This window comes from Lysinibacillus sp. NPDC096418, from assembly GCF_044762775.1.
GTDB lineage: Bacteria > Bacillota > Bacilli > Bacillales_A > Planococcaceae > Lysinibacillus.
In genome coordinates this window covers 1-23632 of sequence record NZ_JBIWEY010000028.1, presented here as the reverse complement: position 1 = coordinate 23632, position 23632 = coordinate 1, and the positions used below count along the sequence as shown (strand labels likewise).

The following is a 23632-nucleotide window of genomic DNA, read 5'->3' as shown; positions in this document are numbered from 1 at the left end:
CTGAAACCGTTCAGTTTTATATGCAAACTATTTTAAAATAGAGAGCTGCGTATTTACGGTTTTCTGTACTTCACGAACAGAAGCAGTAGCGCCAGTACGTGTAAGTTCTTTAATGCCATATGGACGAATTAATTCGATAAAGGCATCTATTTTTTCAGGATTACCAACCACTTGATATGTCACAACATTTTTTGCTGTATCAATAATTTGTGGACGGAACGGTTCGACGATTGAATTCATTTCAAGACGAACATTCGGTGGTGAAATGACTTTTACAAGCGCTAACTCTCGAAGCACGATTGATTTATCAGTAATATCATTGACTTTTAATACGTCAATTTGCTTCGATAATTGCTTCACTAGTTGTTCAATTTTGCTTTCATCTTCTACATGTACGACAAATGTCATTTTTGAGAAGTTTGGCTGCTCTGTATGACCAACTGTGATGGATTCAATATTGAATTGACGCTTCATAAGTAAACCTGTTACACGGTTTAAAACACCGCTTTGATTAATCACTGTTACTGTTATTACTCGTTTCAATTCTTTTTCACCCCAATCATTTCATGTAAGCCTTTGCCTGGTGCAACCATTGGGTATACACATTCAAGCTGTTTCACGCGACAATCGATTAAAGCTGGCTCATCTGAAAGAAGTGCCTCACGGAAAATGCTCTCAGCTTCATCAATCGTGTTAATGCGGAAACCTTTAATGCCATACGCATCCGCCAATTTCACGAAATCAGGTTGAATTGGCATGAGTGATGATGAATAACGCTCTTCGTAGAATGTTTGTTGCCACTGGCGCACCATTCCAAGACAGCTATTATTTAAAATCACAATTTTTACTGGTAAGTTGAATTCTTTTAATAGTGAAAGTTCTTGAGCAGTCATTTGGAAACCTGCATCCCCTACAATTGAAACAACTTTTTTGTCTGGCTTCGCAAATTGGGCGCCAATAGCGGCTGGGAAGCCAAAGCCCATCGTACCAAGTCCACCAGACGTGATCCATCCGTGATCGTTATTTAAGCGGTAATACTGTGCAGCCCACATTTGGTGTTGACCTACATCTGTCGTAACAATTGCTTCACCTTCAGTAATTGCATGCACAAGCTCTAACGCCTCTTGCGGTAAAACTTCTGTGTCTCCCGCTTCTTTTAAGTACCATAATGGAAATTCATTTGCGTGATCTTTTAAATAAGAAAGCCATTCTTCTGTTTGCGGACCGTCAAAATCTTTTTTTAGTATAGATTTAAGTGCCTCTTTCGCATCCGCTACAATTGGAATATCTGTCGGTACATTTTTACCAATTTCCGCAGGATCAATATCAATATGGATAATTGTCGCGTTTGGTGCAAATGTAGCTAAATTCCCCGTTAAACGGTCATCAAAGCGAGCACCAATATTTATGAGTAAATCCGTTTTAGTAATGGCTGTATTAGCAGTTACTGTTCCGTGCATCCCTGCCATACCAATAAATAATTCATGTTCCCCGTGGATTGAACCAAGGCCTAGTAACGTATTTGTCACTGGGATACGATATTTTTCAGCAAAAGTAGTTAATTCTTCACGAGCATCTGCAAATAATACCCCTGCACCCGCTAAAATTAGTGGGCTTTTCGCTAAAGAAATTGCTTGGATTGCTTTTTGAATTTGTAAATAATTCGGCTTGTATGTTGGTTGATAGCCCGGTAAGTAAATTTCATCTGGTGCTTGTGGCGGGTTCTCAGCATCGAAAAGCATCATTGAAACGTTTTTTGGGAAGTCAACAACAACAGGACCTTTACGACCTGTATTTGCAATATGGAACGCCTCTTGAACGATACGAGGGATATCATTCACATCTTGCACTTGATAATTATGCTTTGTTATAGGTGTTGTAATCCCCATAATGTCAGCTTCTTGGAAGGCGTCAGTACCGATTACTGAAGTCGCCACTTGACCTGTAAAAATAACAAGTGGAATCGAGTCAATCATTGCATCCGCAATGCCGGTTACTAAGTTTGTAGCACCAGGACCACTTGTTGCAATTACGACACCTGGTTTATTTGTTACACGTGCATAACCTTCTGCAGCGTGAATCGCACCTTGTTCATGTCTAGTTAAAATATGACGAATCGGATTTTTGTACATCGCATCATAAATTTGAAGTACAGCACCACCCGGGTAACCAAAAATAATATCTACACCCTGATCATGTAGCGCCTGTACTAAAACGTCTGCACCATCTTCAGGTTTATAGGTTTGTTCAGCTTGTGCTACAGCTAATTCTTCTTTTTCATTTAACGAAATATTCGCACTCATCAAAATACGCCTCCCTCATATTAGTCCAACCAGTAAAATACTTATGAATGTCTTGAAAATAATAAAAAGCCTTTTACTCCGCACGCAAAGAAGAACCTTACGTAGGGATGAAAAAGACTTTTCATGGTACCACCCTTGTTTATAGCAAAAATTTGCTACCTCGCGAATAAATGAAAGCATCTATGAACCAATGCAATTGTGCATTCAATAAGGTGTCATAAATCATTTATTCATTAATAACGAGCACTTCGATTATGCCCGGAGCTATCTAATGGCAATTACGCGTTTAATAGCTCACTCCGAGGGGATGTCGGATCTAGTTGTATCGCCGGCTTCCAGCACGACCGGCTCTCTGGTAGATACAAGGCTCTAGAACCTTTAACCTCATCAACGTTTTAAAGTATTTTATTTTCTTCTAGATTTTCATTACGCCTCCAGTAGAAGCGCTAGTTACTAATTTTGAATATCTCGCTAACCAGCCACGTTTGATTTTCGGCTCAAATACTGGTAATTTCGTGCGACGCTCTGCTAAAACTTTTTCCGAAACTTCTAAATTAATTGTACGATTTGGTAGATCAATAGTAATAATGTCTCCATCTTCGACTAAAGCGATCGGGCCGCCTTCTGCTGCTTCCGGTGAAATATGTCCAATAGAAATACCACGAGATGCACCTGAGAAGCGTCCATCAGTAATTAACGCAACTTTTGTGCCTAACCCTCTACCTTGAATGGCAGATGTTGGTGCAAGCATTTCAGGCATCCCTGGTCCACCTTTAGGTCCTTCATAACGAATGACGACTACATGCCCCTCTTTTACTACTCCGTTATCAATATTTTCTTGTGCTGCTTCTTGTGATTCGAAGACGATTGCTTCACCTTTAAATATTTTAATAGAAGGATCTACTGCACCAACTTTAATAACAGAGCCGTCTGGTGCGATATTACCGAATAACACCGATAAACCACCGACTGGACTATAAGGGTTTTCTTTTGTACGAATAATTTGATTATTTGTAATATGGTAATCCTTTACAAGTTCACCCATTGTCACACCTGCAACAGTTGGACGGTTAGGATGAATTGCGCCAGGAATATGTGCTAATTCATTAATAATGGCACTTACGCCACCTGCTTTATTAATATCATCCATTGAAACATCAGAAGCTGGCATGATTTTTGCTAAATACGGCACTCTCTCTGCCACTACATTAATATCTTCAATGTTATAATCAATTTCCGCTTCATTTGCGATAGCTAAAGTATGTAATACTGTATTTGTAGAACCACCCATCGCCATATCGAGTGCAAATGCATCGTCAATTGCTTCTTTCGTAATAATATCGCGAGGTTTAATGTCTTCTTTTATCATACGAACTAATTGTTTTGCTGCTTCCTTAATGAGCTTATGGCGCTCGTCAGAAGTTGCCACGATTGTTCCATTACCAGGTAGTGCTACCCCTAACATTTCCATTAAGCAGTTCATCGAGTTCGCTGTAAACATACCTGAACATGAACCACATGTTGGACATGCATTGTTTTCAATATCTAGTAACTCTTCAGCTGACATATTGCCTGATTTATGAGCACCAACACCTTCGAAAACAGAAGTTAAGGAAAGTTGTTTCCCTGATGCAGAAGTACCAGCCTCCATTGGGCCACCTGATACGAAAATTGATGGCACGTTAGTACGAACTGCAGCCATTAACATCCCTGGTGTAATTTTGTCACAGTTTGGAATATAGAAAACGCCATCAAACCAGTGCGCATTAATCACAGTCTCTGCGGAATCAGCAATAATTTCGCGGCTTGGTAATGAATAACGCATACCAATATGCCCCATTGCAATTCCATCATCTACTCCAATAGTATTGAATTCGAATGGGATGCCACCCGCTTCGATGATTGCTTCTTTGACAACATCTGCAAATGTACGTAAATGAACGTGACCTGGAATAATGTCGATATAAGAGTTACAAACCCCAATAAATGGTTTGCCTAAATCTTTTGCTTTTACTTTGCCAGTTGCATATAAAAGACTTCGATGTGGCGCACGATCTACGCCTACTTTAATCATGTCACTTCTCATTTTTAAACGCCCCTCATTATTGCTATCAATTGCTGTATTCGTTTCTATATACAAAATGTTCTGTCTTTTTAGATTTTGTTTATAATCAACCGCACTTTCATGCGTCTGTCTGTTGAAACGAATGTATTAAATTGTTGTTATCATAGTACGAACAATAGGGTCTCGTCAACACTATTTTTTGAATTGTTTAAACAATTAGAAAAAAACAATATACTTTGAAATCGTTTTCATGCTGAATAAGCATAGTTTTTATCTCGTATTGATAAATATTTCGATATTTCTATTAAATTTTAATTTTTTAAAAATAAACAACATTCCAATAGTGAAATATCTATTTCACTATCTTTTAAAGCACAAACAATTTCTTTAAATAGTTTGTTAGAAATACATCATCCGGGTCATATTTTGCCCGTACAGCTAAAAATTCTTCTGCATTTGGATATATTTCTCTCACATATTCTGCTGTTAAATGATTTTGTTTTCCCCAATGCGGTCGTCCATTATACTTCTTCATCATCGTATGTACCCATCTGAAATAGGGCTCCTCCGACATACCTTTATACATATGAAAAGCAATAAACGCCGATTCCACTCCTTGAGTTGGACTTAAATAGCCCGCTTCCCCTGCTGTCGTTCGGCATTCTAAAGGAAAATGAACATTGAATGCACCACTAGTAAAGGTAGCGTGTATTTCCTCCATGCATGCCTCAAATTGCGTTAAAGGAATCGCATACTCGCTTTCTTGGAACTTCACACTACGAGGAGACGGATAAATTTCATAGCTTATGCCTGTCTTTTCACCCTCCACGACACTAGCTGCTGATAACTTACTTATCGTACCACTTAATGAAGGCTTCCATTTACAAAGTTCTGACATAGCAAAAAACGCACCATTTTCAACTATTTGTAACTTTAGTGTTTCAACCCGTTTATTCCATTCACTTTGAAAAACAGGTGCAACAGCATTCATCCGCTTCACTTGAATCGTTTCACTCCCAGGAAAATAAAACCATTCAACATGCCGATTGCGTCGAATATCATCCGTAAAAGTTGTCAGTCCATTCAGTAATGATTCACGGGTTCCTACATAATGTAAACTATAAATCGGCATTACTTTAAGCGTCACCTTCACAAGCACACCTAACATCCCTAAAGATACATGTAGCGCCTCAGATAACGCGTCATCCCCTCGCGTATGCTCCCTGTATTCCCCTGTTCCATCCACAAACCCCCAGCGCATCACTGTGGAAGATAACGAACCAAGAGTAACTCCTGTACCATGTGTCCCTGTAGAAATCGCCCCAGCAATTGTTTGCTCCTGAATATCTCCCATATTAATGAGCGCAAAGCCATGATTTGCAAGAAGTGGACCAATTTCATATAAATACGTCCCTGCCCACAATGTTGCCTCTTTCTTTTCTTTGTCTAAATGAATGAGGCCCCGCATTTCATGTAAAGACAATGCGATGTGCTCAGGCATAGCTACTGCACTAAATGAATGTGCTGCACCCGTTACACGAATTGTTTTCTTCTTTTCACGTGCACGTTTCACAATCAAAGCAACTTCTTCTATAGAACGTGGCAAGCACATTTCGCCTGGATACGAAATCATATTACCTGCCCAATTCGTCCACTTACCGCCATCTTTCCACTTATCTACAGAAAACATTGTCCATTCCCCCTATATGTCGTGTACGGTCCTACATACCTATCCCCTCTTACCGCATGTAATACTTGAAATCTTTCGCAGAGTTCCCCAGCCTTCGCATGACGGAAGTAAATCGTGTCACCAACGTCCACCACTTTTCCTTTAAGTAGTACCGGTGTTTGTACCTCTCCAGCTCCTTCTAAACCAATAAATGCAAATTGAGATGGCTCATAAAATGCCGGCAATCTATCAGCTCCTATTGCACCTGAAGCCGTATAACCACCCCCATGACATACGACAACGTTCTTCTCAGGCTTTCTGGTCACTCGAAGCGCGAAACCAGCAGCCCTTGCCAACTGCAAATGTGTAAATTGATCAAAAAGCGCTGGTGCATAAAATGCCGAACCAACTGTAATTTCGGTCACTTCCTTTTGCTGTGCCGTATATGACATACTGCCTGACCCACCCCCGTTTACAAAACGCAACTGTGGAAAGTATGCTTTTATATGTGCAATGGCAAATCTACGAAACTGTGTCACTTGCTTCTTCGCTTGCGTTTGCATCGCTTCAATAACTTTACCCCTGATAGCATTTGTGGGCTTATTACCTACCCCTGCAATTTGTGCCTCGTACCCCATTGCCCCAACAACCTCGATAAAAGGTTCTTTTTTTACATATTCTAAAAACGGCGTAAGTTGCTCCAGCGAATGAAGTGAAGATCGTTTCGTACCAAAGTACAACGCTTTAAAGTCCGTTGACATATTCACATCAATGCAAACTGGTACTATAACTTCCATTTCACCGCCAAGCTTTGCTAAAAATGCAACATGCTCAGGTCTATCCACCATAAACGTTATCGTTTTTCCTTCTTTAACGAACTTCAATAAATGCCGAACAGACGCCTCTTCCATCACCGGATATCCAAGCAAGACATCATCAAAACCTCGTTCTAATAAAAAAACCGTTTCTGCTGCTGTAAACGTCATCCACCCTTGCGTATTTTCAAGATGATGATGCAAATAATGCAAGACCTCCACAGAGCGTATAGATTTTGTTGCAATGCGTATCTTCTTTTGCTCACAAGCTTGTTGTACCGTCAAAATGTTTTCATCGAGTGCATCGAGGTCCAACCATGCAAAAGGACGCTCTATCTTCGTAAATGCGTGATCAAACCTTGTTGTCATTTTTATAACCACCTTTTTTACATATGTTATATGCATTAGACATACTTTTTGAAAATCCTTTATTTGAATATGAAAAAAGCAACCGTAAGTGACGTTGAAATTGTCTTTACGATTGCTTTAATATAAGATTAGCATTTTACTCACCTTTCTAGTTATTTTTCACGAGATTAAGATACGAATAAAAATTCAGCAGCTAAGTTCAGTATAACTACCATATGTAGTGCAGCGATGATAAAACCTTGACGATTTAAGCGTTTCATAACAGCCATATCCATAATTATCACCTCACCTTTTCACACATTATACCAGTGCAAATATCAATTTGCAAAATATTTTGAATATTAAAATATAACTATATTTCAGACAAAATGAAGCTATTATGGCATGATAAAAGTGATTAAATACCTAAGGGAGTGTGGAGTACATGAAAAAAGCTTTACTTGTAATCGATTATACGTATGATTTTGTAGCAACTGATGGGAAATTAACATGTGGGGAACCTGGTCAAGCTTTAGACAATCACATTGCTGCACTTATTGAGCAATTTATTGACGAAAAGGAAATGATCGTATTTGCCAATGACTTACATGAGGAAAATGACGACTATCACCCTGAAACAAAACTTTTCCCTCCACACAATATTCGCGGTACTGCTGGGCGCCAACTGTATGGTAAAGTAGGTGAAACATATGCGGCGCTTAAAGAGAAAGTTTTTTGGCTAGATAAAACACGCTACAGTGCATTTACGGGAACAAATTTGGGCATTTTATTGAAAGAACGAAAAATAGAAGAAATACATTTAGTAGGTGTTTGCACAGATATATGTATATTGCATACTGCAGTGGATGCATATAATTTAGGAATTCCAGCCGTTATTTATGAAAATGGTGTAGCCAGTTTTGATGCTGCTGGACATGACTGGGCATTAAGACACTTCGAACATACATTAGGAGCTAAAGTTATAAAGTAATTATGACCAAAAGCCAGATAATTATTATAAAAAAAATCTGTTATTTCACGTTTAACATCTTCTTATTTGGGCACAATTAAGTAATCGCCATTATGTCTAAAATTAAAGGAGATGGGTGTTATGTTTAGCTTCATTTGGTTTTTAATTATCGGAGGCGTTCTAGGCTGGCTCGCTGGTGTTATTATAGGGAAAGACGTTCCTGGTGGCGTTATCGGGAATATTATCGCAGGGATTATCGGGTCATGGATTGGCAGTTTGGTACTTGGTAACTGGGGCTGGCAAGTCAGTGATTTCTACGTATTCCCAGCATTAATTGGTGCAATCGTCTTAATCTTTATCGTAAGCCTTGTTTTAAAAAGTATGAACAAAGCAACATAATCATGCATAAAAAAGAGCTATCCATTTCGGGTAGCTCTTTTTAGCTTTTCTGTATTAACTATGTATTGGATAACACCGCTTCTTTAAGCTCTGAATTAAAACCATTATACAAATTATAAAAATACAATACATCTTCAACATACTTATCACTATGGTTATAGTTGAACACAGCACGTTTTAAATCCCCACTAGCTGCACCATACTTAGATAAATAATTCGCTGCACTGTAAACAGCATCCTCAATATCATATGGATCTGCTATGCCATCTCCATTTGCATCGACGCCGTAGCCACCATACTTTCTAATTGTAGCTGGATTTTTTAATTCTTTTGAAGTTATGTCGCCTTTACCTAGACCTGAACAAGTTGGGTGATCCCATCCAACAAATGTACATGGCATAAACTGCATATGCCCTTCTGCTCCTGCTGGTGATACGAGTGATTTCATCGTCGAAAACCTAGTTTCAATTCGATGATGTGCAGCAAGTAACGTCCACGGTACACCATATTTGTCTTCAGCCGCTACGTATACCGAAATATATTCTTCTGGAATTTCAATGTCAAAATTTTGCTGAATTTCAGCTAATGCTTTTCGTTGTTCTAGTTTTTCGAAAATCGATAATGTTTGAAGCTCCTTCCACGCAAAAAAAGCGAGCACATACGCCGTAATGGATACAGGGATGAGTAAAAATATCATACCTAGTTTTGTCGCCGGTGAAAGGAGTGGTTTTTTCTGTTTCTTTTTCTTCATATGTCACACCTATATTTTTGTAGTTACCTTAAATATTAACAAATTTTGAGGTTATGTGTGACAATTTTTTCGAAAACATCTTTTCTCCTATAGATATAGTTGATTAATGATGGAAATACCTATAAAATAGAATGTTGTTCGTACAGAGTTTGGATAAATATAGGAGGAACAAATATATGTGGAAAGATTTTAAAGCATTTGCGATGAAGGGCAATATTGTCGATTTGGCGGTAGCAGTTGTGATTGGCGGCGCTTTCGGTAAAATTGTTACATCTTTAGTAGAAAATATTATTATGCCATTAGTCGGTGTACTAACAGGTGGCGTTGATTTAACAAAAAGCTTCGTATATGGCTCAGGAGATGCACAAATTCAATTAGGTGTATTTTTACAATCTATTATAGATTTTTTAATCATAGCTTTTGCAATTTTCTTAGCGCTACGACTAATGACCAAACTTTCTCGTAAAAAAGAAGAGGCAGTCGTAGAAGAACCTGCTCCAGAAATTGATACAAAAGAAGAATTACTCAAAGAAATTCGAGACCTATTAAAAAAAGAACAAGCTTAAGAGAAAAAGTATTTTGGTGTATAAAAGACAGTGTTTGATTTTTGCTACGAGTGGACGCTTTCCGCGGACTTGATGCCAATCTCCTCGTCACAGCGTGCCTGTAGGTCGTTCAACACAAGCTTATCCCGCTGGAGTCTCCACTCTCCGCAACAATCAGCTATTTCTCATATCATAGATGAGTCACCAAGCTGAACCAAAAATAGCATTCTTTTACGGCTGTGATAAAGTACTATTAAGTTTAGGATGTGCCCATTTTTTCACAAGAAAACCCTTGTCAAGTAGACTTCTGTAGAAAAGCGAGACTGGCGAGCTCGAAAAAAACGAAGTGGCGAGGCTTGCCGGTTTTACAACTAAATAGCGTTATGTAAACAACACCGTGTTTGCATACAGTTTGAAGCAATTGCTCAATGCAATTGCTTTTTTTATTCAAACAATATCTTTAAACATTTATAATCTCTTTAATTTTCTGAAATCACCTTGTTCTTCTTGTATTAACATGGTAAATTGATAACAATTATAGAGAATACTATAAATTGTGATGATTGCGTGATTTATTAAGTCGGGCCCATTTACGATACATGGGCCCGTTCTATATTTTGATGAAGAAAAGAGTGACGTTATGACAAACAAGCGAAGTATTGAAACTAAGTTAGTACAACTAGGAAATTTAAGTGATCCATCAACAGGTGCTGTCAACCCACCGATCTACTTATCGACAGCTTATAAACACACTGGTATCGGTGAATCTACTGGTTTCGACTATACACGTACAAAAAATCCAACACGGTCGATTTTAGAAGCTGGTATAGCCGATTTAGAGGGTGGCGATGCGGGCTTTGCCTGTAGCTCAGGTATGGCAGCGATCCAACTTGTATTATCTCTCTTCAAACCTGGTGAAGAATTAATCGTTCCAGATGATTTATATGGTGGTACATACCGTCTCTTTAATTTCTTTAGAGAAACATACAACATTAAACCTGTCTACTCAAAATTTGAGTCGGTAGAAAAAGTAGAATCATTAATCAATGAAAATACGCGTGCCATTTTCATTGAAACTCCGACAAATCCATTAATGCAGGAATTTGATTTAGCTATTTACGCAGAACTTGCACATAAGCATGGCGCATGGCTAATCGTCGATAATACATTTTATACACCATATTTCCAACGTCCAATTGAATTAGGGGCAGATATCGTCCTACACTCTGCCACAAAATATATTGGTGGCCATAATGACGTATTAGCAGGGCTGGTCGTTTCTAAAGGTGCCGAACTATCAGAACGAATTGCGTTTATCCATAACGGTAGTGGTATGGTCCTTGGTGCAATGGATTCTTGGCTACTCATTCGTGGATTAAAAACAATGCATCTTCGTTTAAAACAACATGATGCAAATGCTAAAGCAATTGCTGCTTACTTAGAAAAAGAAGAACTTGTAACAGATGTACTATATACAGGTCAAGGTGGAATGCTTTCATTCCGCTTACAAAAAGCTGAATGGGTAGATACATTCTTACGCAATATGAAGCTTATTACTTTTGCGGAGAGTCTTGGTGGTGTAGAAAGCTTTATCACCTACCCTGCTACACAAACACATGCAGATATGCCATATGAAGAGCGCGTTGAGCGTGGTGTTTGTGACCGTTTATTACGATTCTCTGTAGGGATTGAAGAAGCCGAAGATTTAATTGCAGATTTGCAGCAAGTATTTGATAAGCTTAGAAAAGAGGCCTAATTATGACACAACATATTGAAACAGCATTAATTCACGCAGGTGTACGCGATGGCTTTGCAAATAAAAAAGGTGCCGTTAACGTCCCTATGTATGTATCTTCAACCTTCCACCAAGAAAGTATTGATGAATTTGGCGAATATGACTACGCACGCTCTGGTAATCCAACACGTGATGCATTAGAAAAAGCAGTAGCAGAACTTGAAGGTGGTGTACGCGCACATGCTTTCGCATCAGGCATTGCTGCAGTATCAGCAACTTTAATGCTGTTATCACAAGGTGATCACGTTGTCATTACTGAAGATGTTTATGGTGGTACATATCGTTTCGTAACAAAGGTCCTGCCTCGCTATGGCATTACACATACATTTGTAGATTTTACTGATTTAGCAGCGGTAGAGGCAGCGATTACGCCAAAAACAAAGCTATTGTTTTTGGAGACACCTTCAAATCCTACACTAGGCATTACGGATATTCGTGGTGTTGTTGCAATCGCAAAACAACATAATTGCCTTACATTTTTAGATAATACGTTTATGACTCCGTTACATCAACGTCCACTTGACCTTGGTGTTGATGTTGTTATTCATAGTGCGACGAAGTTTTTATCAGGCCATTCTGATATTATCGCAGGACTTACGGTAGCAGCTGATGAACAACTTGGTAACGATCTATACTTTATCCAAAATTCATTTGGCAATATTCTAGGTGTACAGGATTCGTTTACTTTACTTCAAAACATGAAGACGACAGATGTACGTTTTAGCCGTTCATGTGAATCTGCACAAAAAATCGCTGAATTTTTAGATGCAAATCCTTTAGTTGAACAGGTATATTATCCAGGACTTGACTCACACCCTGGCTACGATATCCATCATGGCCAGTCTACGAGTTCAGGTGCAGTATTATCTTTCCGTCTACCAACCTACGAAAAAGCTAAGGCACTTGTTGAAGCTATGAAAATCCCTGTATTTGCAGTATCTCTAGGTGGTGTGGAATCAATTCTTTCATATCCGGCGAAAATGAGTCATGCCTCAATGGAGCCTGAAGAACGTGAAAAGCGTGGAATTACAGAAGGTCTATTACGATTCTCTGTAGGACTAGAGCATGTAGATGACTTAATCGCTGACTTTACACAGGCACTGGAAATTGCTGAAAAGGCTTAAACACAACAAAAAAGGTGTCTCAGATTCCGCTCTGAGACGCCTTCTCTTTTGTTCGCTGCTTTATATCTTTTACTAACTGATAGCCTAAAATACTATAACATACAAATAAAAAACTAATGAAGATTTTTGTACTATATCCATCTATCCCCTTTAACTGCACATAGAGTACAATCGTACTTAGTATGCCCGTAATAATCTTTTGCGCAAATTTCATGTGCCATTTGAAGCGTTTAAAAACAAGACCTAAAATAAATAAGCTGACAATCATTATTAACATAATGACATTAATAAATATAACTTCTTTGTAAGCCATATTATTTTGTTGTGGAAACGTACTCTGGACAGTTGCATTTATATATTCTTGCAATTCTTCTTGTTCACTAGCACTAAGTGTTATAGTACTAGAATGCGTTAAAGGTATATCTTTTAAGAAAAGCGTCAACGGCTCTGTTAGTATCGTTCGACGAGAGCTTACGGTGATTGTCTCGCTTATATTATAATGACCAACTTCGGTCTCAATATAATTGCCTTTTTGGTCAAAAATATCTACTATCATGTAACGCGTACCGTTTATTACGCCGCGCAACTCTTTTTCGATAGTACAAGCGTTGACCTTTTGAAAACCGAGTACTTGTCCCCGTTCTTGCACTTCCTCCACATAAGCTTCTGCCTTTTCCTTTTTTGCACCGCATGCGCCTAGTACTAAACTGAGCAAACATACTAATAGAACAAAAACTAGTTGATGTCGGATACGTATACTCATCAACTAGATACTTTTCACCTTTGATAGAACACGGTACAAATAGTCCCCATGTCCTTTTGCTAGCGGTATTTCCTGCGCACCGTGTATCCAGTAGAATGAGAATTGTAACCCACTCTCATTCATCCCTGTCGGACAATGCTGCCATGTATCACGCAACTCATGTGTTGTTAAATGATAAAAATATCGTTTATGCAGAACCCCTGTATAATGCTCGAAATAATCTTGTGCGATTAGTTTGTGAACAACTAAATCTGTCAAACCTGTTTCTTCAAACATCTCTCGAGTAACTGCCTCTAGTGGTGTCTCTCCTTCCTCAATCGTACCTTTAGGAATTTGAATGCCTGCCCCTTCAGTATTTTGCTCAAAAACTAGTACTTGTAAGCGCCCTTCATGCTCTCTCGTAATATAGCCATATGCTTTTTCCACAACGTTCATAAAATCATCCCCTTTTGCATGCTATCATGCTACGATAATTAAAAATTCGGAATAGAAGGTGAATATGGATGACACTAATTATACGTTACATGACGCTAGATGACATCCCTTTTGTGCAAGAAATTTCCAAAATCAGTTAGCATACTACCTATGAAGGAATTATCCCTAGACCGATTCAAGATAAGTTTTTACAAAATGCTTATAGCACCAATCGATTAATGCAACGCTTTCAAAGTAGCCCATTTTTTGTAGCTGAACTTAATGGAAAACTTGTCGGGTTTGCTCATTTTTCACATGTAAAAGAAGGACAATCTGAGCTTTTTGCCTTTTATTTAATGCCGGAGATACAAGGACAAGGTATCGGAACAGCTCTTTTACAGCACGGTATCCAAATGCTACAAGGTGCTAAAACACTCATTATTTGTGTCGAAAAAGACAATCTGAAAGGTATTCATTTTTACAATGCAAAAGGTTTTAAAATCTTGGATGAGTTTGAAGATACATTCGATGGTCATGTTTTAAAGAAGGTCCGTATGGTGCTTGAATTACAAAAAAAATAGTTTGGTTTCATCTAGAATATATAGAATAAACGTGTTATAAATGCCAATAAGGCAACTATAACACGTTTCAATATCAATAATATTCTAATTAATTAGAGAATAAAAAATCCTCTTTAGCATTTTCATAAACTTTAAGCTGATTTCGACCACTTTCTTTTGCGACATAGAGGGCTTGATCGGCTTGATCAATCAACGCTTCAACCTTCGGCACATTGTCATAGATAATAGATTCAGCAATCCCAATACTTACCGTAATATATATACACTTGCCTTCCCTTTCATATGGGTTTGTTTCAATTGCATTTCTTATTCTTTCTGCTATTTTCTTCGCGCTCTCTAGCGATGTATTTGGAGCAAGTATGATGAATTCTTCCCCACCATATCTTGTGACAACATCCGTATCTCGTACTGATTTCATCATAATTTCAGCAACATGTTTCAGCACCTCATCACCTATTAGGTGTCCATAAGTGTCATTAACCTTTTTGAAAAAATCTATATCGATTGCTAAACAAGAACAATAATCATCATTTTTTTTACATTCAGCAAACACTGACTCTCCGTATTCTAGCAAGTAGCGCCGATTATACAGTTTCGTTAATTGACAGGTAATAGACAGCTCCTTAAGTAAAATAGTATCCGCTTCCACTTTTGCACTCATCTGATTGAAGGCCCAGCATAGTTCTTGAAATTCTATTGCATATGGTGCAATTTGGTTTTCATCGATTTTATAATCATAATATCCTTTTTCAACATTACCAACCCCTTCTAAAAGCTGTTGTACAGGTTCCTCTATTTTCCGAGTAATATAAAGCATAGTTTTAATGGTGAAAAATGATCCTAATAATATACAAATGGTTAGCAATATAAATTTCTTTACCATCGGCATATAAGCATCCCATATATTTAACTCAGATATGATATACCATTTCTCTTGGTTAATTGGTTGACTCTTTGCAATAACCCAATCGCCGTTTGCATTTTTATAGCGTGCTGCAGATTGAACTGATCCATCCTTTGCAAGCGCCAAAGCCTGTTCATCAATCAGGAAATTTTGCGATAAATCATCCTTCATCTCATCTTGTATATTTTGTTTTTTGGGATTGACCTCTGTTAATAGTAATCCATCCTGATTGACAACGTAAGCACGTCCTAAAAAGCCTACTCTCGACTCATGCAGTAAATGATCAACCGTATTTAAGTTAATTGTTCCAAAAATAACTCCGTTAAACTGCTGCTCCTCATTAAGAATAGGTGATGCAAAAGCAACAATAGGCTGCTCTGTAACTTTACTTATAATAATATCCGTAATATGTGGCTCTTTCGTTTTTTTGGCCACTTGGAAATACTCCCTATCCGTTACATCGACACCAACACCATTTTTACTGTATTCAGTAGCCGTATCAAACTGAACAATTCCCTCTTTATTAACAAACACTAAATCTGTAAACTCCGTATTTTTTTTAAACTCCTTGAAATATGTTATCGATTCATCATAATTATAGTTTTTGATAAAATCCAAACTAGCAATCATATGTATATCCATTGCACGCTCAGTTACCCAACTGTCAAAAAAGTAGGCTTGAGCATCTAAATAATTCGTCATTTCTCCATCTTGCTGCTCCATCGTTTGACGATATTCAATATAAAGTGTAGGAATAAAAATAAATAAACTTATAATAATCGTAATAACAATCAGCCATCTACGCAAATGACTTTTAATAGTATTTTCGAAATTCAAATTTATAAAGATTTTCAAAAAATCACCCCACTAGAGCAAATACCTATATTTTCATATTAATCTATAACCTTACAAGCACTATATTTTATTGTACTCTACTTTAGGATTGATACGAGTGATTCCTTTATAACAATTTTGTTAACAAATAAGCTGAATTTTGATTTATTCATGTGCTCCAGCAAAATGTCATGAGCTATCCAATGTTGATGGTCTAACTTTCTCACCGATATGTACTCAATTTGCTTTTCTCATTTAATTACAAAAGGCACTAGTAATGATACTACTAGTGCCCCTCTTTCACTTAGATACTATTTCTAGTGAGAAAATTTTGGAATTGTTTTAAATCATCCTCTAAAAATGCGTTGGATAATGATGTATTGGCTGTTTTAATATTTTCTATAAAGTTAGAAAGTGATGTTTTATCTAGATTACTAAAATGATTTGGAACTGTCGTATTTTCAATCATTTTTTTCCACTCACTATAATTACTAATCTTTTGTTGCACCAAATGTTGTTGATTTTTAAATACATTTTTTAATAAATCATCATATTCCTTAAAAGCAGCTATCAATGCATCGTAATCTTTACTTTCAAGCGCTGCCTGCCTTTTTGCTCTATTGCCTTCCCATTCTTCTGGATATGCTTCTTTTAGAATTTCACTCATATTAACGTTATCATCTGGTGCACTGTTAAGCGGACCTTTTTCAATAGCAAAAGAATATTTCCCATTCTCGTCTTTCACACCATTAACAGCAAATTTTGCAATAGTGGTCATGGCTTCCATATAGTCTCTTGCTTGTTGACCATTTAGATAATTATCCGCAATATACTGTGCTTTTTCTATGCCTAGTGAAATCATAGCTTGGCGTTGCTCTTCGGTCATGTCCCCAACATCTCGAAGTAAAAAGTTTTTAGAAATTGTAGTAAAGGTAGCATCACGTACTTGTTGACTTGCTCCTTCTAAACTATCTTGCAATTTACTATTTGTTTGGATATGAGGAATAATTAGTGTACCAACTTTATGATGGATTGATGCCTCAAACTCAGCCTGCTTCTCTGCACGAATAGCAAGTTCCTTTTCACTTTCAACATAGTCTAGTTTGCCTCCATTCGTAAAGAGAGATGCTATTATTTGAGCCATCTCCTCAGGAACTTCCTTGAGTTGAGATTGCTCGCCAAATAAATCACGTGCCTCTTGTCCTATTGTTACTGCATCATTATTTTCTGTAATTGATGACCCGTTGGTTTCTTTGGCGTGCGACGTTACATTCATTGATTGATAAAGAGTTACTACGTTTGTATGTGATGTGACTCTCATAGCATTCAAATCCCCCTTGTATATATGTACTACATATAACATCGGTAATTTTATCCATTTATTGAATATTTTTTGAATATTCCGCCTGCAATCCATGCTAGATGAACTTTAAATTACCAATAAATACAGATAACATCATACAAATGATAAGAACTAAAAAGATTGCTTCGCTATGCAAATCGAACATTCCTTTACCTAAAATAAACAAGGACTGGCTTCTATCCCCATCCATAAATCTCTCCTTGATGGAAAAATCATTGAAACTCCCTATTTTTCGGTTATTGATCATTCTTAATAAAATCACTAATAGCTGGCAGTAACTCTGGATGTAAAGGCAGTTTTGGATTTGCATATGTTGCTAAGTTCCCTGCGCGGTCTGTTGGGGCATCTTTTAAAACATGATTCATGCCTTCTACATTTAGAAGTGTCGCATCTTTTTTAGCTTTTTTTAATATCTCTGCATCAGTAACTGTCACTTGTATATCATTAGTTCCTTGAACAATCAATGTACGCTTCTCGAGTTTTTGAATAATGCTCGCAGGATTATATTTTAACCATGAAATCATATATGGTTGGACGGATGGTCTAAACAGTCCTTGTAACTCAGGTGATACTTTTTCAACAAGTTCCCCTTTTTTTAATATAGCTAGCGCGTTCTTTGCTTCAGTTGTTAGTGCTGGTGATAATTGACCTGCTAACTGTTCGAGTAGTAATTCATCTATCGCTCTACCCGCACCTGCAAGAGATACAAAAGAATCTACATCTGTTTTTTGCGCTGCTAGCATACCAATTAAAGAACCTTCACTATGACCAATGACATGTACACTTGTAAATGCATCATTTGATTGGAGATACTGAATAATTTGGACAGCGTCATCTACAAACAGTTCAAATGAAACATCCTCTTCCTTCGTGAATAACTCTGTGTTATCACCTACTCCACGTTTATCATAACGAATTGTCGCAATGCCTTCTTTTGCTAACTCTTCTGCTAACATTTTGTAACTGTCATTTTTCCCACCTATAACTGAATTGCCATCCTTATCTGTTGGACCAGAACCTGCAATAATCAGTGCAACTGGCGAAGGTTTTTCCTCAGTAGGCTTTTCTAACGCTATTTTTAGATCCCCATTTTCAACGGGTATACTAATTGTTTCATAAGTTACAGGCTGTTCCTCATATCTAGTCAATGTAAGTGGGAATGTGCCTCCATTCTGTGTGAATGTCGCCTTAATTTCTTCATCCTTTAACTCGCCAGTAATTTTAATAAGCATGCCCTTTAAATCTATTGAAATGTTTACCTTATCTCCATCGTACGTAATGCTTTGAAAAGGAAGATATTTCAAACCTTGTGCCGGCACTGAAAGAGTTCCAGCATCTTTTGTTAACTCCACAATAATTGGTAGTGGTGTATTTGGAATTTCAATATTCCCAGACCACTTCCCTACAAAATCTGTATTCATTTCATTCATCTTGATTTCTTCCTCCTTTTTTGTACATGCCGTTAGTAACAACGCAACTACACATAGAAGTAATATTCTTTTCATAAATCTCCACCCTTTACGCAAAAATAACAAATACTACCAACAATAACATAAGTAATTTATCGAGAAGTATGCTGTAATGGTTCGTATATATGTATGGTGTCAAAACGTTTATTACATTTCAGATAAGAACATAGCCTCCAAACTGATTTTTCCACAACTAAAACACATCTGTTATATAAATAGTATTACAGATGTGTTTTGAAAGTCAAATTTTTCAATAATTTATAAGAGCATTGTTTAAACAGCTCCCTTTAAACATAGTCTTATCATTCATCTCATGCTTATCTAGAAAACATATAAATTCATGGCAACAGCTGTGTTCATATGGAAAATTACAAGTAAACCGAGACACTGCATGGAGCGCTACGAAACTTTGTTTTGTGACGAATGAGAAGGGATAGGAGACTCCTGATTCTGCCGTTCACTAGTTACCGAAAAATGCATTAACTTAAGATTTGTTATAGTTTTTTTCATGCTGAAGTAGCCATTCTTTTCTCCACAAACCACCTGTATAACCCGTTAATGTTCCATTAGAGCCAATAACTCGATGACATGGAATGACAATACTTAATACATTTTTTCCATTTGCACTTCCTACGGCTCTGATAGCTTTTTCATTTTGAATTAAAGCCGCAATTTCCTTATAAGAGCCTGTTTCAGCGTAAGGTATTAATGTCAATGCAGTCCAAACCTTTTTTTGAAAATCGGTTCCCTCTAAAATATATGGAAATGTGAATTCATAGCGCTCACCTTTAAAATATTCATGAAGTTGCTTCTTGCAGTCTACTAAAACCTTAAGTGTTTCATCTTGCTTAACGTTAACTAAAGCATCTCGTTCAGAAAACATAATTGAACTAATAGCTGCATCTGTACCTATGATCTCTATTACACCAATTGGAGATTCGTAATCTAATTTATACTGTGTCGTCATATAAAGACCTCCATAAATAAAAGGTAGCATATGCCTGCCAACCTTCCCAATGTATTTCTATTTCTTTAAGTTCCTCTATTGTTGGTTTACGCTCTAGCCCTAATTGAGTTTTTAATGCGTTATGAAGACCGACATCTGCAATCGGAAAGCCATTTGGATCATAGAAGCTTTTCATCATTACATAATCGGCAGTCCACGCACCTACCCCTCTAATCCCCATTAATAATTTTTTGACTTGGTGAATATTTTCTTTTTGCAGCAACATTTCTTTTGTCAGTTCACCATTTGCCATCCTCTTTGCGATGTCTATGATGTATTCAGACTTCCTACCAGTAAATTGAAGTTCTCTTAAATCATCCACATTAACAGAAGCAATCCTTTCAAATGAAGGAAATAGCCAGTAGGTTTCCCCTTCAAAAGTTAAACATTCTCCATAATGTTCTACAAAGCGTTTCTTTAACGTGTATGCGAATGTTAGGTTTATTTGTTGTCCCATTATCGCCCATACCAGAGCTTCAAATAAATCAGGCATACAAATCATTCGTAGTCCGTAATATTTTTGAGCCAGAGGTTGCAAAATTTTATCATTACTAGCCATTTCATAAAAACGACTCAAGTCCCTTTCTAAGTCAAACCATTCACAAATGTAAGCTGCAATTTTCCCACGAACGCTATTGGTCGGTGTACCTAATGGAAAGTCAACTTGAATAAAAGTTCGATTACTGCTAATTTTACATAAAATTGATTCTTCATTTATCTTTAACAATTTATATAAATTGTCATCATCTATTTTATGTAGTACTTCCTGATCAGACCTGGCTAAAAACTTTAAGCACTCCGAAAAATCGAATTCTACAGGAGTCCAAACTTCAATATACGATTCATAATCAAAGTATTTCATATCTGCAACTCCTTATCTATGAAGGTTTCGATATTCACTAGGTGAACAATTTTTTAATCGTCGAAATACTTTATAAAAATTTGATGGACTTTGAAATCCACTATCATAACAAATTTCAAGGTTTGTTTGATCTGTATTTTTAAGAAGATTTGCGGCTTTATCAATTCTTATTTTTTCTAAATACATTCGGGGTGTTTCAGCAGTTTCTTCTTTAAATACTCGTTCAAGATGAAACGGGCTAATTCCAACATGATTGGCGATATCCTGGAGTGTTAGATTTTGTTTATATTCATTAATTAAAAAGGAAGTTACATTTCTAATTAGTTGTGTGTGCGGTGAATGTTCCACTTTAGGCTGACATCTTTTGCAAGCACGAAAACCTGCATTTTCAACTTTATGAATATCATGATAGAATTCAACGTTAATCTTTTTCGGCTTTCTTGATTTGCATGAAGGACGGCAGAAAATTTTAGTGGTTTTCACTGCCGTAAAAAAGAGCCCATCGTATTTCTCATCACAAGCAATGATTTTATCCCACATTTCATCAAATGAAAGATTGATGTTACCAACCAACGAATTCACCTTCTTTTTAGTTAGTCTTTATATAAAAATGAAGTATCCTGCAACTTCATTAATAGTGTAGCATTCTTTGTTAGATCGGAAATAATTTTATCTGACAATGCATTACCAAAGCTAAAACGTTTAACCCCTAATTTTTTAAGTTCATTACAATTCGTTAGTCCAGAAAAAGATAGGACATTAATGGGAGCATCTACATTCAACGTGACTTTCTGTTTTTTGAGCGAATCCTCAATATTGATTCCTGCAACGCCAACATCTGCAGTTCTTAACACATTCTCTACTATATTTTTCTTGTCACTTCCGTAATCCGCCTCAATAGCAGCTGAAACAGGGATTTTTACATTCTCCGTAATCGTTTTGATGATTGCTAAATGTCTATCAAAATCAATTAATTCGCCGTCTACATACCCTAGCGAATTGGCTATTCCCCAGCTTGTTGTCCCCATTGCCTTGAACCCTGCCTTTTCCAGAGTCAGTGCAGATAATAGATCCCAAGCTTTTCCTATAAATAATAGTTCTTGTGCTGCATGTAGTTAATTGAATTTCTGAATGTTCGTCACATTGATTCCTCCCTAGCAGTTATTAGTCATTATATTAACAGGGAGTCTATATTTGTTTCGTCCTCATTCTTGCGCTTATGGTCTAAAAAAGCCCAGAAAAAAACTCTGGACTTGATGGCACTTAATCTTTCTGCTGATAAATTCTATCGAGCTTTCTCTTAATTAAAAATTATGTTTATCCAAATTTTATAAATATCAACAATTTATTAGGCGATAACTTGGTAATTATAATCCAACAATATTACAGAGATATTACACTCTAAATAACAAAACACAAATTTTCTATCTTAAACACAAATTTTCTATCTTAAAACAATAAATCATTTTTCACTTTTCTGTCACTAAGTAACATAAATGAAAAATCAATCACCATTATTCTGTGATAATATTACAGTAGTCAAAAAAGTACTAGATTTTCGAGAGGAGTACATTTCCAGTGAAAAAAAAGTTTTTACTTCCAGTTTTCGCATCCTTCGTGATTTTCACAGGAGTAGGTGTAAATAATGCAGAAGCAGCAACTATTACAGAAGTAACAAATACTGCAAAATCATTTATCGGAACTCCGTATAAATACGGTGGTACAGATATTAGTACGGGCATAGATTGCTCAGCATATACACAAATAGTATTTTCTAAATTAGGAATTTCATTAAATCGCACAACAGGTACACAATATCAACAGGGTACTGCTGTATCAAAAGATAATTTAAAAGAAGGTGACCTAGTATTTTTTAATACTACGGGAGCTGGTGTTTCTCACGTTGGAGTTTACATAGGTAGTGGTAAATTTATATCTTCTACAACAAGTGCTGGTGTTGTAGAAGATAACATAAACGACCCATATTATTGGGGATCTCGTTATATAGGTGCAAAGCGAGTTGCAAACTTCACTGAAGAGGATATAGAAGAAGTTAAAGATGCAGGAATTGATTTTAGAATATACGCATCACGTGGCGAAGTAGCTCTTCAGCTTGCTAAAGCTTTAGGAGTAGACACAAGTAACACGAATTCACCTTTCCCAGATGTCAAACCATCCTCTAAATATGCTGGTGCTGTTGTAGCACTAAACAAACTTGGTGTTTTTAACGGAGACCAAAATGGAAAATTCAATCCAGGCTCTCCACTTACACGTGCTCAACTAGCAAAAGTTTTAGTTGAAGCTTTTGATTTGCGTTTACAAGGGAAAGCAGCAACATTCAAAGATGTTCCTAGCTCTCATTGGGCAAGTAATTATATAGCAATTCTTTCATCTAATAAGATTACGACAGGAAAAGAAGATGGAACATTTGGGGTTAACGACAAAGTTACATTAAAACATTTAAACGTCTTCTTAGATCGTTTGACTAAATAGTTCTTCTATTAAACCATTCTTTATAGATTCAATATTTCACATAAAACTAAAATAAGGGACTTCCCTATTTAATATGGTACCTGTAGTTAGGACACTTGAAAAAGAGTGTGCTAACTGCCGGTATTTTTTATATACTAGACTTTCAAGATTAAAGGACGG

Annotated in this window: 22 protein-coding genes and 1 pseudogene; 7 read left to right on the top strand and 16 right to left on the bottom strand. The window is 36.9% G+C overall.

All coding sequences use genetic code 11. The features are described 5' to 3' along the window. Window positions 1-27 precede the first annotated feature (27 nt). From ilvN to ACIQZG_RS17870, 5 genes are all read right to left on the bottom strand, one after another. Entirely contained in the window at window positions 28-543 is a 516-nt protein-coding gene (gene ilvN, locus ACIQZG_RS17890) for an acetolactate synthase small subunit (RefSeq protein WP_402756824.1), read from the bottom strand. Beyond that, window positions 540-2303 (bottom strand): biosynthetic-type acetolactate synthase large subunit, encoded by a 1764-nt coding sequence (ilvB, locus tag ACIQZG_RS17885; protein ID WP_402756823.1) that lies wholly within the window; start codon window positions 2301-2303, stop codon window positions 540-542. Before ilvB ends, ilvN begins: the two co-directional genes overlap by 4 nt. Before the next feature lie 415 nt (window positions 2304-2718). Then, complete coding sequence (ilvD, locus tag ACIQZG_RS17880; protein WP_402756822.1) at window positions 2719-4389, bottom strand: dihydroxy-acid dehydratase; 1671 nt, start codon at window positions 4387-4389, stop codon at window positions 2719-2721. Between the two features lie 346 nt (window positions 4390-4735). Then, window positions 4736-6058, bottom strand: coding sequence for a D-arabinono-1,4-lactone oxidase (locus tag ACIQZG_RS17875; protein ID WP_402756821.1), 1323 nt, complete (start codon window positions 6056-6058; stop codon window positions 4736-4738). Continuing rightward, window positions 6046-7221 carry an amino acid deaminase/aldolase gene (locus ACIQZG_RS17870; protein WP_402756820.1) on the bottom strand — a complete coding sequence of 392 codons (1176 nt, stop codon included), beginning with the start codon at window positions 7219-7221 and terminating at the stop codon, window positions 6046-6048. Before ACIQZG_RS17870 ends, ACIQZG_RS17875 begins: the two co-directional genes overlap by 13 nt. Window positions 7222-7645: 424 nt before the next feature. Between ACIQZG_RS17870 and ACIQZG_RS17865 the strand changes: the two genes are divergently transcribed. Then, window positions 7646-8191 (top strand): cysteine hydrolase family protein, encoded by a 546-nt coding sequence (locus ACIQZG_RS17865; protein ID WP_402756819.1) that lies wholly within the window; start codon window positions 7646-7648, stop codon window positions 8189-8191. 120 nt (window positions 8192-8311) lie between these two features. Then, a complete protein-coding gene (locus ACIQZG_RS17860) occupies window positions 8312-8569 on the top strand; it encodes a GlsB/YeaQ/YmgE family stress response membrane protein (RefSeq protein ID WP_402756818.1) in 258 nt (85 codons plus the stop codon). 58 nt (window positions 8570-8627) lie between these two features. Here the strand turns inward: ACIQZG_RS17860 and ACIQZG_RS17855 are convergent, their stop codons facing one another. Continuing rightward, window positions 8628-9320 carry a lytic transglycosylase domain-containing protein gene (locus ACIQZG_RS17855; protein WP_402756817.1) on the bottom strand — a complete coding sequence of 231 codons (693 nt, stop codon included), beginning with the start codon at window positions 9318-9320 and terminating at the stop codon, window positions 8628-8630. Window positions 9321-9496: 176 nt separating this feature from the next. Here ACIQZG_RS17855 and mscL point away from each other — a divergent pair, with 176 nt between their 5' ends. The 3 genes from mscL to ACIQZG_RS17840 all read left to right on the top strand — a co-directional run bounded on the left by mscL (window position 9497) and on the right by ACIQZG_RS17840 (window position 12784). Next, entirely contained in the window at window positions 9497-9886 is a 390-nt protein-coding gene (mscL, locus tag ACIQZG_RS17850; RefSeq protein WP_402756816.1) for a large conductance mechanosensitive channel protein MscL, read from the top strand. A 619-nt stretch (window positions 9887-10505) separates the two neighbouring features. Then, complete coding sequence (locus ACIQZG_RS17845) at window positions 10506-11621, top strand: methionine biosynthesis PLP-dependent protein (protein WP_402756815.1); 1116 nt, start codon at window positions 10506-10508, stop codon at window positions 11619-11621. A gap of 2 nt (window positions 11622-11623) precedes the next feature. Beyond that, a complete protein-coding gene (locus ACIQZG_RS17840) occupies window positions 11624-12784 on the top strand; it encodes an aminotransferase class I/II-fold pyridoxal phosphate-dependent enzyme (RefSeq protein ID WP_402756814.1) in 1161 nt (386 codons plus the stop codon). 19 nt (window positions 12785-12803) lie between these two features. Here the strand turns inward: ACIQZG_RS17840 and ACIQZG_RS17835 are convergent, their stop codons facing one another. Both ACIQZG_RS17835 and ACIQZG_RS17830 read right to left on the bottom strand, forming a co-directional pair. After that, a complete protein-coding gene (locus ACIQZG_RS17835) occupies window positions 12804-13547 on the bottom strand; it encodes a hypothetical protein (protein ID WP_402756813.1) in 744 nt (247 codons plus the stop codon). Between the two features lie 3 nt (window positions 13548-13550). Next, window positions 13551-13982, bottom strand: a complete 432-nt coding sequence (locus tag ACIQZG_RS17830; protein ID WP_402756812.1) for an NUDIX hydrolase — start codon at window positions 13980-13982, stop codon at window positions 13551-13553. A 158-nt stretch (window positions 13983-14140) separates the two neighbouring features. Here ACIQZG_RS17830 and ACIQZG_RS17825 point away from each other — a divergent pair, with 158 nt between their 5' ends. Next, on the top strand, window positions 14141-14542 hold the full coding sequence (locus ACIQZG_RS17825) for a GNAT family N-acetyltransferase (RefSeq protein WP_402756857.1): 402 nt from the start codon (window positions 14141-14143) through the stop codon (window positions 14540-14542). Window positions 14543-14630: 88 nt separating this feature from the next. On the opposite strand, the gene ACIQZG_RS17820 is transcribed toward ACIQZG_RS17825, so the two are convergent. The 8 genes and pseudogenes from ACIQZG_RS17820 to ACIQZG_RS17785 all read right to left on the bottom strand — a co-directional run bounded on the left by ACIQZG_RS17820 (window position 14631) and on the right by ACIQZG_RS17785 (window position 22122). Then, window positions 14631-16301 (bottom strand): sensor domain-containing diguanylate cyclase, encoded by a 1671-nt coding sequence (locus tag ACIQZG_RS17820; RefSeq protein ID WP_402756811.1) that lies wholly within the window; start codon window positions 16299-16301, stop codon window positions 14631-14633. Window positions 16302-16584: 283 nt separating this feature from the next. Further along, window positions 16585-17601 carry a hypothetical protein gene (locus ACIQZG_RS17815; protein WP_402756810.1) on the bottom strand — a complete coding sequence of 339 codons (1017 nt, stop codon included), beginning with the start codon at window positions 17599-17601 and terminating at the stop codon, window positions 16585-16587. Window positions 17602-17698: 97 nt separating this feature from the next. After that, complete coding sequence (locus ACIQZG_RS17810; RefSeq protein ID WP_402756809.1) at window positions 17699-17833, bottom strand: hypothetical protein; 135 nt, start codon at window positions 17831-17833, stop codon at window positions 17699-17701. A 46-nt stretch (window positions 17834-17879) separates the two neighbouring features. Next, on the bottom strand, window positions 17880-19148 hold the full coding sequence (locus tag ACIQZG_RS17805) for an alpha/beta hydrolase (RefSeq protein ID WP_402756808.1): 1269 nt from the start codon (window positions 19146-19148) through the stop codon (window positions 17880-17882). Between the two features lie 448 nt (window positions 19149-19596). Continuing rightward, window positions 19597-20079: a methylated-DNA--[protein]-cysteine S-methyltransferase gene (locus ACIQZG_RS17800; RefSeq protein ID WP_402756807.1), complete on the bottom strand. Its 483-nt coding sequence runs from the start codon at window positions 20077-20079 to the stop codon at window positions 19597-19599. Beyond that, window positions 20063-20980, bottom strand: a complete 918-nt coding sequence (locus ACIQZG_RS17795; protein WP_402756806.1) for a DNA-3-methyladenine glycosylase 2 — start codon at window positions 20978-20980, stop codon at window positions 20063-20065. Before ACIQZG_RS17795 ends, ACIQZG_RS17800 begins: the two co-directional genes overlap by 17 nt. Before the next feature lie 12 nt (window positions 20981-20992). Beyond that, the gene (locus ACIQZG_RS17790; protein WP_402756856.1) at window positions 20993-21520 is read right to left on the bottom strand and encodes a bifunctional transcriptional activator/DNA repair enzyme AdaA; all 528 of its coding nucleotides are present in this window, start codon (window positions 21518-21520) and stop codon (window positions 20993-20995) included. Window positions 21521-21573: 53 nt separating this feature from the next. Further along, window positions 21574-22122, bottom strand: a pseudogene (locus tag ACIQZG_RS17785) (isocitrate lyase/phosphoenolpyruvate mutase family protein). A 436-nt stretch (window positions 22123-22558) separates the two neighbouring features. Between ACIQZG_RS17785 and ACIQZG_RS17780 the strand changes: the two are divergent. Further along, window positions 22559-23473, top strand: coding sequence for a C40 family peptidase (locus ACIQZG_RS17780; protein WP_402756805.1), 915 nt, complete (start codon window positions 22559-22561; stop codon window positions 23471-23473). Window positions 23474-23632 lie beyond the last annotated feature (159 nt).

Excerpts from the sequence above, each read along its gene's own strand:
- ACIQZG_RS17830 (WP_402756812.1), bottom strand. The coding sequence starts at position 13,982 with ATGAACGTTGTGGAAAAAGCATATGGCTATATTACGAGAGAGCATGAA.
- ACIQZG_RS17795 (WP_402756806.1), bottom strand. The coding sequence starts at position 20,980 with ATGAAATACTTTGATTATGAATCGTATATTGAAGTTTGGACTCCTGTA.
- ACIQZG_RS17865 (WP_402756819.1), top strand. The coding sequence starts at position 7,646 with ATGAAAAAAGCTTTACTTGTAATCGATTATACGTATGATTTTGTAGCA.
- ilvB (WP_402756823.1), bottom strand. The coding sequence starts at position 2,303 with ATGAGTGCGAATATTTCGTTAAATGAAAAAGAAGAATTAGCTGTAGCA.
- ACIQZG_RS17805 (WP_402756808.1), bottom strand. The coding sequence starts at position 19,148 with ATGAAAAGAATATTACTTCTATGTGTAGTTGCGTTGTTACTAACGGCA.
- ilvD (WP_402756822.1), bottom strand. The coding sequence starts at position 4,389 with ATGAGAAGTGACATGATTAAAGTAGGCGTAGATCGTGCGCCACATCGA.
- ACIQZG_RS17860 (WP_402756818.1), top strand. The coding sequence starts at position 8,312 with ATGTTTAGCTTCATTTGGTTTTTAATTATCGGAGGCGTTCTAGGCTGG.
- ACIQZG_RS17800 (WP_402756807.1), bottom strand. The coding sequence starts at position 20,079 with ATGACGACACAGTATAAATTAGATTACGAATCTCCAATTGGTGTAATA.
- ACIQZG_RS17855 (WP_402756817.1), bottom strand. The coding sequence starts at position 9,320 with ATGAAGAAAAAGAAACAGAAAAAACCACTCCTTTCACCGGCGACAAAA.
- ACIQZG_RS17845 (WP_402756815.1), top strand. The coding sequence starts at position 10,506 with ATGACAAACAAGCGAAGTATTGAAACTAAGTTAGTACAACTAGGAAAT.
- ACIQZG_RS17840 (WP_402756814.1), top strand. The coding sequence starts at position 11,624 with ATGACACAACATATTGAAACAGCATTAATTCACGCAGGTGTACGCGAT.
- ACIQZG_RS17870 (WP_402756820.1), bottom strand. The coding sequence starts at position 7,221 with ATGACAACAAGGTTTGATCACGCATTTACGAAGATAGAGCGTCCTTTT.
- mscL (WP_402756816.1), top strand. The coding sequence starts at position 9,497 with ATGTGGAAAGATTTTAAAGCATTTGCGATGAAGGGCAATATTGTCGAT.
- ACIQZG_RS17815 (WP_402756810.1), bottom strand. The coding sequence starts at position 17,601 with ATGAGAGTCACATCACATACAAACGTAGTAACTCTTTATCAATCAATG.
- ACIQZG_RS17835 (WP_402756813.1), bottom strand. The coding sequence starts at position 13,547 with ATGAGTATACGTATCCGACATCAACTAGTTTTTGTTCTATTAGTATGT.
- ACIQZG_RS17810 (WP_402756809.1), bottom strand. The coding sequence starts at position 17,833 with ATGGATGGGGATAGAAGCCAGTCCTTGTTTATTTTAGGTAAAGGAATG.
- ACIQZG_RS17790 (WP_402756856.1), bottom strand. The coding sequence starts at position 21,520 with ATGTGGGATAAAATCATTGCTTGTGATGAGAAATACGATGGGCTCTTT.
- ACIQZG_RS17875 (WP_402756821.1), bottom strand. The coding sequence starts at position 6,058 with ATGTTTTCTGTAGATAAGTGGAAAGATGGCGGTAAGTGGACGAATTGG.